Source organism: Streptomyces swartbergensis, from assembly GCF_002148965.1.
Lineage (GTDB): Bacteria > Actinomycetota > Actinomycetes > Streptomycetales > Streptomycetaceae > Streptomyces > Streptomyces swartbergensis.
Genome location: NZ_NGFN01000283.1, coordinates 1 through 11155 on the forward strand (window position 1 = coordinate 1; position 11155 = coordinate 11155).

Annotated in this window: 10 protein-coding genes and 2 pseudogenes; 8 read left to right on the forward strand and 4 right to left on the reverse strand. The window is 71.4% G+C overall.

Going from position 1 to position 11155, the window contains the following annotated elements; translation table 11 throughout:
- Positions 1-718: pseudogene (locus CA983_RS32630) on the forward strand (hypothetical protein); the annotation flags it as partial.
- A gap of 37 nt (positions 719-755) precedes the next feature.
- On the opposite strand, the gene CA983_RS32635 reads toward CA983_RS32630, so the two are convergent.
- Positions 756-2066: an ABC transporter substrate-binding protein gene (locus CA983_RS32635; RefSeq protein WP_086604407.1), complete on the reverse strand. Its 1311-nt coding sequence runs from the start codon at positions 2064-2066 to the stop codon at positions 756-758.
- 117 nt (positions 2067-2183) lie between these two features.
- On the opposite strand from CA983_RS32635, the gene CA983_RS32640 reads away from it, so the two are divergent.
- Both CA983_RS32640 and purU read left to right on the forward strand, forming a co-directional pair.
- Positions 2184-2684 carry an SCO4402 family protein gene (locus CA983_RS32640; RefSeq protein ID WP_086604408.1) on the forward strand — a complete coding sequence of 167 codons (501 nt, stop codon included), beginning with the start codon at positions 2184-2186 and terminating at the stop codon, positions 2682-2684.
- A 46-nt stretch (positions 2685-2730) separates the two neighbouring features.
- Positions 2731-3612 (forward strand): formyltetrahydrofolate deformylase, encoded by an 882-nt coding sequence (gene purU, locus CA983_RS32645; RefSeq protein WP_086604409.1) that lies wholly within the window; start codon positions 2731-2733, stop codon positions 3610-3612.
- A gap of 11 nt (positions 3613-3623) precedes the next feature.
- On the opposite strand, the gene CA983_RS32650 is transcribed toward purU, so the two are convergent.
- Positions 3624-4994, reverse strand: coding sequence for a zf-HC2 domain-containing protein (locus tag CA983_RS32650; RefSeq protein ID WP_086604410.1), 1371 nt, complete (start codon positions 4992-4994; stop codon positions 3624-3626).
- A complete protein-coding gene (locus tag CA983_RS32655) occupies positions 4991-5572 on the reverse strand; it encodes a sigma-70 family RNA polymerase sigma factor (RefSeq protein WP_086604411.1) in 582 nt (193 codons plus the stop codon). Before CA983_RS32655 ends, CA983_RS32650 begins: the two co-directional genes overlap by 4 nt.
- Positions 5573-5934: 362 nt before the next feature.
- Between CA983_RS32655 and CA983_RS32660 the strand changes: the two genes are divergently transcribed.
- Together CA983_RS32660 and CA983_RS32665 are read left to right on the forward strand one after the other, a co-directional pair.
- Positions 5935-6315, forward strand: coding sequence for an STAS domain-containing protein (locus tag CA983_RS32660; RefSeq protein WP_086604412.1), 381 nt, complete (start codon positions 5935-5937; stop codon positions 6313-6315).
- Between the two features lie 168 nt (positions 6316-6483).
- Complete coding sequence (locus CA983_RS32665) at positions 6484-6996, forward strand: EF-hand domain-containing protein (RefSeq protein WP_086604413.1); 513 nt, start codon at positions 6484-6486, stop codon at positions 6994-6996.
- Between the two features lie 74 nt (positions 6997-7070).
- Here CA983_RS32665 and CA983_RS32670 read toward each other — a convergent pair whose 3' ends face one another.
- A complete protein-coding gene (locus tag CA983_RS32670) occupies positions 7071-8585 on the reverse strand; it encodes an AMP-binding protein (RefSeq protein WP_086604414.1) in 1515 nt (504 codons plus the stop codon).
- A gap of 89 nt (positions 8586-8674) precedes the next feature.
- Here CA983_RS32670 and CA983_RS32675 point away from each other — a divergent pair, with 89 nt between their 5' ends.
- From CA983_RS32675 to CA983_RS48365, 3 genes and pseudogenes are all read left to right on the forward strand, one after another.
- Positions 8675-9871, forward strand: coding sequence for an amidohydrolase family protein (locus tag CA983_RS32675; RefSeq protein WP_086604415.1), 1197 nt, complete (start codon positions 8675-8677; stop codon positions 9869-9871).
- Entirely contained in the window at positions 9871-11004 is a 1134-nt protein-coding gene (locus tag CA983_RS32680) for an acyl-CoA dehydrogenase (protein ID WP_086604416.1), read from the forward strand. The genes CA983_RS32675 and CA983_RS32680 overlap by 1 nt, the downstream gene beginning before the upstream one ends.
- 2 nt (positions 11005-11006) lie before the next feature.
- Positions 11007-11155, forward strand: a pseudogene (locus CA983_RS48365) (acyl-CoA dehydrogenase family protein); the annotation flags it as partial.

Consider the following 11155-nt stretch of genomic DNA (forward strand, 5'->3'; position numbering starts at 1 on the left):
GTCCCAGCCCCAGCCCTCCTACGCCCCGCCCGGCGRCCACTCCGGCGGCGGCCACTCCGGCGGCGGCCGGTCCGGTCGCGGTGGGCGTAGCGGATCCCGCGTGCCGGTCATCGCGGCCGTCGGCATCGGCATCGCCGTCCTCGGCGTGGGTGCCGGGGCGCTGCTCGCGGGCGGCGGAGGCGGTGGCGACGAAGGCGGCGACAACAAGACCGTGGCCGCATCGGCGCCCGCGACGGACGGTTCCGCCTCTCCGTCCGCCGACCCGGCCCGCGCGCAGGCGGTCGAGCTGGACAAGCTGCTCGCCGACAGCGGCGACAGCCGCAGCGCCGTGATCAACGCGGTGGCCGACGTGAAGGGCTGCGACAACCTCGCCCAAGCCGCCAAGGACCTGCGCGACGCGGCCAGGCAGCGCAACCAGCTGGTCACCCGGCTCTCCGGCGTCACGGTCGACAAGCTGCCCGACCACGCCGCGCTGACCACCGCCCTCACCAAGGCGTGGCAGGCCTCGGCCTCGGCCGACAACCACTACGCGGCCTGGGCCGACCAGACCGCGGGCAAGAAGGGCTGCAAGAAGGGCCAGGCCCGCGTCACCGGCCAGACGCAGGCCGGCAACCGGGCCAGCGGTGTCGCGAGTGCCGAGAAGGCCAAGGCGGCCAAGCTGTGGAACGGCATCGCCAAGACGTACGGCCTGACCGAGCGGCAGCCGACGCAGCTGTGAGGCAGTCCGGCCCGGACGTGAACTGCTGAGCCGGAGCTCAGGAGTTCACGTCGGCGTTCTCCAGCGTCTGCGTCGTGTCGACGAAGCCCTTCCGCGCCGACACCAGCCGTCCCTCCCGCACCACCTGAAGGGTCACGTTGGCATTGACCAGGCGCGGGAAGCCGACGGAAGCGAGCTTGCCCTCGAACCGCCACCGAAGGGTCGGCGTGAGCCCGCCCGTGCTGACACCGAGGCCGTCGTCGAGGGCCTCCGCGACCGTGTCGGCGGTCAACTCCCCGTCCCCGAGCGACTCGACGATCTTGTGGAGCACGGTGTAGGCGATCCACGTGGTCTGCACTCCGGCGTCCGCGGGGTCGATGCGGTTGTCGTCGAAGGCCTCCTCCTTGATCACCCGCTTCATCGCGTCCCAGCGGGGATCGCTCGCCACCGGGTACCAGCCGGTGATGTACGAGCCCTCGTACGGCCCCGACGCCCCGCCGGTCGCGTCGATCACCGTCTGATCGACGCTGCCGAGCACGGTGGCCGTCCGTACGTCGGGGTACTCCTCGCGGGCCCGCCGGAAGGAGTCCATGAAGGTGCCGTTGCGGTCCCCGAGCGCGGGCACCACACACCCCTCGTCCCCGGGGTCCCTGGTCGTCGTCCGCAGCGCCAGATCGGCGTGGCCGTCGTACTCGGTGGCGTCCTCCGCCGCCCGCTGGTCCCTCGAAGGGGTGTGCCCGCCCGCCTTCAGGCCGGAGTCGAGCAGCGGGGGCAGCTGGTCGCCCGCGATGGTGTCGGGCCGGATCAGCGCGACCGGCCCGCAGTCGGCGAGGGCGCTGCCGAGACCGGCGAGCAGCGCGGCCTGGCCGCCGTTGACGGGGTAGGACAGGGGGCTGGTGAACTCGGCGTTGGTGATGCCGTAGCCGCCGATGTACGGGATGCCCGCGCCCTCCAGGGACGGGAAGAAGGAGTCGGCGTACTGGCTGTAGGATCCTACGACCGCGACGACGTTCTCCTTGGCCGCCCGCCGGGCGCACTTGGCGGCGGCCACGCTGTCGTTGTGGTCGTTGCAGGTCAGCACGTTGAGCTTGCGGCCGTTGATCCCGCCCTTGGCGTTGACCCAGCGGGCGTAGGCGCGGGCGAAGGCGGGCATGCCGGGCTTGTTGGTGGCCTTGGTGTCCTGCGGCGCCCAGGTCATGACGGTGATCGGGTCGCCCCCGGCATCCCCCGTGGTGCCGGGGACGACCCCGCAGCCGGCGACGAGGGCCGCGCACGCGACCGCCGTGCCCGCGGAGAGGACGCCGTTTCTGGCGTGACGGGTGAGGAGGCCGGGGAGGAATGTGCTGCGGTTGCGTCGCCTGCCGGTCATGGCTCCGCACGATTCCGCCACATGACTAACCCGTGAGTGATGTCTGGTCGACAATTGGTGACGCGCAGGTGAATTGCAGGGGTCGGTGTGACCGATGTGGAGGGGAACGTACGATCGATGACCGTGCAAGCTTCGGAGAACTCTTCCCGTCGTGGCCGTCGCTCATCCACCATGGGCGGCATGCCTGTCAATGACATGCCGTGGTGGCGCTGGCGCAGCAACGTGCGGTCGGCGCTGCACATGCTCTCCGACCCCGTGTTCCAGCGGGACGTGTGGCTGGCCGGCGTGGACGGCTACGGCGACGTGACCGATGCGGTGTACCGGCTGGTCGAGGACACCTGGCTGGACCACTGGTCCGCCGAGAAGTACGTCGGCACGATCTTCCGCGACTCGCAGGAGGCGGCCCTCGTCGACACGGCCGTGCTGCGGGTGCTGCGGATCATGCACCAGGTCGGTCCGGACGCGCCCGTCGCCACGTACCTGCAGCACGAGGCGTGGCCGGAGGCGGTGCGGGCGGCCCGGGACGCGCATGTGCGGCTGGCCACGAGCGACGGCGAGGACCCGGACACGCCACCGCGCAGTCTCGACGTACTGCGGATCATGACCAGGTCCGCCTAGCGGGACGATTGCCGGCCGTGTCGGTCCTTGTGGGAACCTGTCCTGCATGAACGAGCAGTCCACCCGCGCCGGAGCCCCGGCCGACCAGTACGTCCTCACCCTCTCCTGTCCGGACAGGAAGGGCATCGTGCACGCCGTGTCGAGCTATCTGTTCATGACCGGCTGCAACATCGAGGACAGCCAGCAGTTCGGCGACCACGACACGGGACTGTTCTTCATGCGCGTCCACTTCTCGGCGGACGCGCCGGTGACCCTGGACAAGCTGCGGGCCAGCTTCGCGGCGATCGGTGACTCCTTCCAGATGGACTGGCAGATCAACCGGGCCGACGAGAAGATGCGCATCCTGCTGATGGTCAGCAAGTTCGGGCACTGCCTGAACGATCTGCTGTTCCGGGCGCGGACCGGCGCGCTGCCGGTGGAGATCGCGGGTGTGGTGTCCAACCACACGGACTTCGCGGAGCTGGTGGACTCGTACAACATCCCCTTCCACCACATTCCGGTGACGAAGGACACGAAGTCGGAGGCTGAGGCCCGGCTGCTCGACATCGCGCGTGAGGAGGGTGTCGAGCTGGTCGTCCTCGCCCGGTACATGCAGGTGCTGTCGGACGACCTCTGCAAGGCCCTGGCCGGGCGGATCATCAACATCCACCACTCGTTCCTGCCGAGCTTCAAGGGGGCGAAGCCGTATCACCAGGCTCACGCCCGCGGTGTGAAGCTGATCGGGGCGACCGCTCACTATGTGACGGCTGACCTCGACGAGGGGCCGATCATCGAGCAGGAGGTCGAGCGGGTGGGGCACGACGTGACGCCCGAGGGGCTGGTCGCGATCGGGCGCGATGTGGAGTGCCAGGCGCTGGCCCGGGCCGTGAAGTGGCATGCCGAGCGGAGGATTCTGCTCAACGGGCGGCGGACTGTGATCTTCGCCTAGGAGCCCGGGCCCTACATCCTGCTCAATGAAGCCGCCGCGAACAGGACGTCCCTGATCGCCTCTCTGWCCCCCACCTGGCCCGCTGCCGCCTCCTGCGGGGGCACGTGGCCCGCTGCCAGGCGGCAGAACTCGACGCCGTCCAGGGCCACGTGGGCCACCTCGTGGTCGGCGGAGCCCTTCGCGGCGGGGGAGTCGAGGGGGATCAGCCACTCGCCGCCGCCCGAGCCCTCGATCTCCAGGCGGAGGCTGCGGCCCGGTTCGCCCGCCGTCACCAGGTGGCGGTGGTGGGCGGGTGCGGCCAGGCCGTTGCGGCGGCGGTGGGCCAGGGCGTCCGGCAGCATGCGGGCGGCCAGGTCGATCATGCGGTGCAGATGGCGCGGCGAGGGCGGGTCGTACGGGTAGTCGACCGCGTCCGCGATGTCCTCCGCGTGCACCCAGCACTCGAAGGCCCGGTCGAGCATCGCGTCGTGCAGGGGCAGTTCGAAATCGCCGTACGGCACGGGCAGCCGGCCGACGCCGCTGCCCGTGAAGGACACCGTGCGGACGATGTCGTGGCTCTGCTCCCGCCAGGGCGCCCGCACGGCACGGGTGGGCGGGAAGTGCGAGGCACTCCAGTACGCCTCGGTGCGGGCCGCCGGCGTCGGGCGCCGGGAGGTCACGTCGCCGAGCGGGTCGTCGAGGCCCAGCGCGAGGGCCACCAGCCCGTCCACGCTGAGCAGATGCGCGATGACGCCGGCGACGGTGGTACGGCGGCTCGTGGCCTCGTCGGCCCGGAACCAGCGCAGCCGTACCGGCGCGTGCCACTCGGCGTCGCCGAAGTCCTGGAGCAGGGCGTCCAGGCGCGCGGTCTCGGCGTCGTACGCGGCGGCCCAGTCCGGCACCGGGATGCGCGGCGGGCGGCGCTCCAGGCAGGACTCCAGGACCCGCGTGCGCAGGCCCGGGTCCAGGTCGAGGCTGTCGGGGCGTTGCAGCAGCCCGACCGCCTCGCGCAGCCGCCGCGCCTCGTCGGCACACGCGCCGCACTCGCCGAGGTGCTCCTCGACGGCCGTGGCCTCCTCCGCCGAGCACGCGGCCAGCGCCCAGGCGCCGAGCAGGGCCTTCAGCACGGGGTGCTCGAACACGGGCCGTACGGGCGGCGGCGATGGCGCGTCACCGAGCTCCTCCAGTTCGGGCAACGGCAGCCCGCTGTCCTCGACGGAGGCCCGAGGCATGGGGATCCGCGGCGGACGCCCGGACTCCGGCCCGCCGCCGGGCTCGAACCCGCCGGGCCCGCCTTGACTGCCGTCTTCGCTCCGGGCGTTGTGCTTCTCCCCGTGCCCGTCCTCCTGCTGCCGGTCATCGCCCGCGCCGTCGTACGCCTCGAACCGGTCCGGTCCGTTCACACCGCACCCCCGTGTCCGGGCGGTGCGCCGGGTGCCTCGGAGTCGTGGGCGGTGGACAGGAGTTGCAGGCCCAGGCGGAGGCGGCGGCGGGCCTCGTCCTCGGTGATGCCGAGGTCGGTGGCGGTCTGGCGGTAGTCGCGGCGCTGGAAGTAGGCCCGCTCCAGGGCCGAGCGCAGCGGGACCGGCATGGACTGGACGATGTAGTCGGCGCGGGCGGCGACCGAGGCCCGGCGCACCTTGTGCTCCAGTTCCTCCGGGGTGCCCGAGCCCTCCAGGGCGAGGGCGGCGGTTTCGGTGGTGCGCAGGCGCTGGACGGCCAGGCGGTGGGTCAGCGTGGCGACCCAGGTGCGCAAAGGGCCCTGTTTCGGGTCGTAGGCGTCCGGATGCTCCCAGACGTGGATGAAGACCTCGCGCGTGATGCCGTCGGCGGCGCGCTCGTCGCCGAGGACGCGGTGGGCGAGGCCGTGCACGAGGGAGGCGAACCGGTCGTAGAGCTCACCGAGGGCGGCGGCCTCCCCGCGGGCGAGCCGCTGCTGCATCTTGCGGTCCCAGCGAGGCGGTACGTCCCTTTTCGCCATGCGGCTCCCTCACCCCCTGCTCATGTGCCGCGCCCGTGCCCTGTCCAGCCTGTGTCCGACGTCTCCCCGAATGTAGTCGGCACGTCCGGTAGCGCACGCCCCTTTGTGGCAATGTGCGCCCCCTGACCGGCCGCAGGTGGTAGGGGGACCACCGGCGCTCGTGCCGGGTGCCGTCAGGCCGCGCCTACCCATCCGTCCTCCGATCAGACGTGACTGAAGAGGATCGAACAGGAACGAAGTCGACTAAAACAAGCCTCTTCTGCGGCGGATCCGTTTTTGGGGTTGTGTTTCAGGGAACGGCCGCTGGGCAGCCGCGCTGCAAGGAAGCGTAGGGACTGCTTCCGTTTTGGCGATCGAAGGGCGTGGTGGTGACCTTCAAAGTGACCGGCGGCGAGCAGGGCGAATGGGCCGTGCTCCAGGTGTCGGGCGAGCTGGATCTGGTGACGTCGCCGGTGCTGCGTCAGCGTGTGCACGACGCGGTGGCCGAGGGGCACCACTGTCTCGTCCTCGACCTGTCCGAGGTGTTCTTCTGCGATTCCAGCGGCGTCGGTGTCCTCATCGCCGCCCGCCGCCTGATCCGCTCCTGCCAGGGCCGGCTGCGGCTGGTGCTCCCCGCCCGGGGCGCGGCCGACGGGTCCCATGTCAACCGGGTCCTCGGCGCGCTGGGCGTCCGCAGGCTGTTCGACGTGTACGGCGATGTGGACGCGGCCCTGGCCGACGAGGGCGAACCCCTGTCCGCGTGAGGGGCCGGTGACGCGCGGTAGGGCGAGTGTTGCCGTTCCGGCACACTGTTGTCCCGGAATTCCCCCGGTCTTGGCACAAGTGACGTTTTCCCGCGCCCGAACGGCCCCCTCCGTCGTACGCTCCGAGCGAGACGCACCCCACCCGACGTAAGGCGGCCCGAGAGAGACATGGTCAGCAGCGAGTACGAGCGCAGGATCGCCGCCCGGTTCGCCACCTTCGACCAGGACGGCAACGGCTACATCGACCGCGAGGACTTCTACGGCGCGGCCAAGGCGCTGCTCACGGAGTTCGCCGTGGCGGCCCGGTCCGACAAGGGGCAGGCGCTGTACGGCGGCGCCGAGGGCTTCTGGCAGGGCATGGCAGGGATAGCGGACCGCGACGGCGACCAGCGCATCACGCGCGAGGAGTTCGTCAACAGCGCGGTCAAGCGCCTGCGCGACAACCCCGACCGGTTCGCCGAGATCGCCCGTCCCTTCCTGCACGCGTCCCTGGACGTCGCCGACACCGACGGTGACGGCGCGGCGACGGTCGAGGAGGCCGCCCGCGTCCTGAAGTGCCTCGGCGTCCCCGAGGACGTCGCAGGCCCGGCCGCCGCCACCCTCGACGCGGACGGTGACGGCAAGGTCGGCGAGGACGAGGTCGTGTCCGCCTTCGCCCGCTACTTCACCGTGCCCGAATAAGGTCACCTGCGCGGATACGGTCGCGTGCGCGGATACGGTCACCTGCGCGGATACGGTCACGTGCGCGAAGAGAGTCACGTGCCCGAATAGCGCTCGCGCAGCTTGTACTTCAGCACCTTCCGCAGGGTCTCGCCCCGCGGAAGGGCGTCCACCACCTCCAGCCGCTCCGGCAGCTTGTGCACGGAGAGTCCCTCTGCGCGCAGGAAGGCGGTCGCGGCCGCGAGCGTCAGGGGCTCGGCTCCCGGGGGCTGTTCCACCACCGCGCACACCAGCTCCCCGCGCGCAGCGTCCGGCAGCCCGATCACCGTCACGTCCCCGACCGCCGGATGCCGGTGCAGCAGGTCCTCGATCTCCTGGGCCGAGATGTTCTCGCCCTTGCGGATGATCACGTCCTTCAGCCGGCCGGTGAGGACCAGGTGCCCGGTGTCCGTGAGGCGCCCGAGGTCGCCGGTGCGCAGGAACCCCTCCTCGTCGAAGGCCTCCGCCGTCTGCCCCGGATCCAGATATCCCCGGCACACGGCCTCCCCGCGCAACCGCACCTCCCCGTCCACGATCCGTATCTCCATCCCCTCCGGCGGCCGCCCCTCGGTCGTCGCCAGCAGCTCGGGGGTGTCGTCCGGCGCCCCCATGGTGATCATCGGCACCTCGGTCATGCCGTAGCCGTGGGTGAGCTGTACGCCCATCTCCCTGATCACGGCGTAATACAGCTCCGGCGGCTTGGGCGCCCCGCCCCCCGCCAGCAGCCGCAGTGAGGGGACGATCGGAACCCCCGGCTGCTTCCGCTGCTCCGCCAGGAACATCGAGTAGAACGCCGTCGAACCGCCCGCCACCGTCACCCCGTGCCGCCGGTAGCCCTCCAGCGCGTCCGGCAGCGCGAACTGCTCGAACAGCACCGCCGGGAAGCCGTACAGCAGCAGCATCACCGTGTAGTCCGGGCCGCCTATGTGGGCGTAGGGGAAGGCGATCGACCCCACGTCGTCCGCCGAGGGCCGCAGGGCGTGGGCGAGGCAGGAGCCGCCCGCCAGCAGGGAACGGTCCGTGTGCAGCACGCCCTTGGGGGCGGAGGTCGTGCCGGACGTCCAGTAGATCCAGCGGACCGCGGTGCCGTCGGAGGGCGGAGGAGGCAGTACGGACGGATCGCCGTCGGGCAGGTCGTCGTACGCCTCGAAGACGCCCTTCGCGCCCAGCCGGCGGGCCATCTCCGTGTGGTCGAAGCCGCGCCACTCGCCCGGCACCGCGAAGAACTCCGCCTTCGACTCGCGCAGCGCGAAGCCGACCTCGCGGTCCCGGTAGAAGGGGATCACCGGGGTCTGCACGGCGCCGATACGGGCCAGCGCGAAGGAGAGCAGGGCCGTCTCGATGCGGGTGGGCAGCTGCCAGGCGACCACCGTGCCGGGGCGTACGCCCATGCCGTACAGGCCGGCCGCGACCCGCTCGGCACGCGTACGCAGGGCGCCGAAGGTGAGCGTGCGCCCCCCGGGCCGGTCGTCCTGGAGGAAGAGCGGGTGGTCGGGGGTGAGGGCGGCGCGCCGGGTGACCAGCTCCCAGAGCGTGCGGGACGAACTCAGGGCGTGCGGGGTCTCGTTCACGTCTGCCCCCTGCTCCTTGGCTGACGGGTCGTCAGGTGGGATGCTACCTGACGCTGCATCAGATAAGTACCGTCCGGCGGAGGGGACCCATGGCGACCGAACTGCCCCGCATCATCAGCGTCGACGACCACGTGATCGAGCCGGCCCACCTCTTCGAGACGTGGCTGCCGGCCAAGTACCGCGACCGCGGCCCCAAGGCGCTGACCGCCGGGATCGGTGAACTCGCCTACGTCGGCGGCAAGTACCGGATCACGATGGACCCGGAAGGACAGCCCACCGACTGGTGGATCTACGAGGACCTGAAGTTCCCGTACAAGCGCAACATCGCCGCCGTCGGCTTCGACCGGGACCAGATGACCCTGGAGGGCATCACCCGGGACGAGATGCGGCGCGGCTGCTGGGACCCCAAGGCACGGCTGGAGGACATGGACCTCAACCACGTCGAGGCCAGTCTCTGCTTCCCCTCCTTCCCCCGGTTCTGCGGCCAGACCTTCGCCGAGGCGCACGACAAGGAGGTCGCCCTCGCCTGCGTGCGCGCCTACAACGACTGGATGGTCGAGGAGTGGTGCGGGGACAGCGGCGGGCGGCTCATCCCGCTGTGCCTGATCCCGCTGTGGGACGTCGAACTGGCCGTCGCCGAGATCCGGCGCAACGCCGCGCGCGGGGTGAAGGCGGTGACCTTCTCCGAGATCCCCACCCACCTCGGACTGCCGTCGATCCACTCCGGCTACTGGGACCCGTTCTTCGCGGTCTGCCAGGAGACCGGGACGGTCGTCAACATGCACATCGGGTCCTCGTCCCAGATGCCGGCCGCCTCCCCGGACGCCCCGCCCGCCGTCCAGGCCTCGCTCAGCTTCAACAATGCGATGGCCTCGATGATGGACTTCCTCTTCAGCGGCGTGCTGGTGAAGTTCCCGCGTCTCAAACTCGCCTACAGCGAAGGGCAGATGGGCTGGGTCCCCTACGCCCTGGAGCGCGCCGACGACGTCTGGGAGGAGCACCGCGCCTGGGGCGGCGTCCGCGACACGATCCCCGAGCCGCCGTCCACCTACTACTACCGGCAGATCTTTTGCTGCTTCTTCCGCGACAAGCACGGAGTGGCGTCGATCGACGTCGTCGGCCGCGACAACGCCACCTTCGAGACCGACTACCCGCACGTCGACTCGACCTTCCCGCACACCAAGGAGGTCGCCCTCGACCATGTGAAGGGCCTCGACGACGAGACGGTCTACAAGCTGATGCGCGGCAACGCCATCCGGATGCTGGACCTGGACCTCGACCGCTGATGGACCTGTCGGACACGCCCGAGGAGGAGGAGTTCCGGGCCCGGCTGCGGGAGTGGCTCGCGAAGACGCTCCCCGGCCTGCCACCCAAGCCGTCCCCCGACGACTGGCCCGGGCGGCGGGCCTACGACCTCGGCTGGCAGCGCAGGCTCCACGACGCCGGATACGCCGACGTCCACTGGGACGCCTCCCCGGCCACCCGGCTGATCTTCCTGGAGGAGACGGAGAAGGCGGGCGCGCCCTACGTGGGGGCCAACTTCGTGGGGCTGCTGCACGCCGGCCCGACGATCGCCGCCGAGGGCACGGACGGACAACGGGCGCGCTGGCTGCCGCCGATCCTGCGCGGCGAGGAGGTCTGGTGCCAGGGCTTCAGCGAACCGGACGCCGGCTCCGACCTCGCGGCCCTGCGCACGCGCGCGTGGCGCGACGGCGACGACTACGTGGTGACCGGCGCCAAGATCTGGACCTCCCACGCGGAAGTCGCCGACTGGTGCGAGCTGTTGGTCCGCACCGACCCGGAGGCCCCCAAGCACGGGGGCATCACCTGGCTGGCCATGCCCATGGACGCGCCCGGCATCACCGTACGGCCGCTGCGCACGCTCGCCGGGTCGGCCGAGTTCGCCGAGGTCTTCCTCGACGAGGTGCGGGTGCCGGCGGGGAACCGGGTCGGGGACGAGAACGACGGCTGGCGCGTGACCATGGTGACGCTGTCGTTCGAACGCGGCACGGCCTTCGCCGGCGAGGTCGTCGCCTGCCGCCGCATCCTGGGCGAACTGGCCGTCGAGGCCCGAGAGAACGGCCGCTGGGACGACCCGGCACTTCGCCGTCGGCTGGGCAGGCTCCACGCCGAGTTCCGGGCCCTGTGGCGGCTGACGCAGTGGAACGTCAGCGCGGCCCAGGCCTCGGGCGGAGTGCCGGGCGCCGGCGGCTCGGTCTTCAAGCTCCGCTACTCGCACGCCCGTCAGGAGCTCTACGACGCCGCCGCCGAGGTGCTGGGCGCCGACTGCCTCGACCTGGACCGCCCCTGGACGCTGGACCGCCTCTCCTCCCTGTCGTACACCATCGCGGCCGGCACCTCGCAGATCCAGCACAGCATCATCGCCGAGCGGATCCTCGGCCTGCCGAAGGGACGGTGACCGTGCGCTTCCGGTTGACGGACGACCAGCGGGCGTTGCGGGACGGGACGCGGCAGCTCCTGGCGCGGCGCTTCGGCGGGGAGGCGCTGCGGAGGGCTGTGGAGAGCCCTGGGCGGCTCGACAGGGCGTTGTGGCGGGCGCTGGGGGAGGC

What these genes read in the sequence shown, in the direction of transcription:
- CA983_RS32635 (WP_086604407.1), bottom strand. Translation starts at nt 2,066, where the DNA reads ATGACCGGCAGGCGACGCAACCGCAGCACATTCCTCCCCGGCCTCCTC.
- CA983_RS32640 (WP_086604408.1), top strand. Translation starts at nt 2,184, where the DNA reads ATGACCGTGCAAGCTTCGGAGAACTCTTCCCGTCGTGGCCGTCGCTCA.
- purU (WP_086604409.1), top strand. Translation starts at nt 2,731, where the DNA reads ATGAACGAGCAGTCCACCCGCGCCGGAGCCCCGGCCGACCAGTACGTC.
- CA983_RS32655 (WP_086604411.1), bottom strand. Translation starts at nt 5,572, where the DNA reads ATGGCGAAAAGGGACGTACCGCCTCGCTGGGACCGCAAGATGCAGCAG.
- CA983_RS32665 (WP_086604413.1), top strand. Translation starts at nt 6,484, where the DNA reads ATGGTCAGCAGCGAGTACGAGCGCAGGATCGCCGCCCGGTTCGCCACC.
- CA983_RS32675 (WP_086604415.1), top strand. Translation starts at nt 8,675, where the DNA reads ATGGCGACCGAACTGCCCCGCATCATCAGCGTCGACGACCACGTGATC.
- CA983_RS32680 (WP_086604416.1), top strand. Translation starts at nt 9,871, where the DNA reads ATGGACCTGTCGGACACGCCCGAGGAGGAGGAGTTCCGGGCCCGGCTG.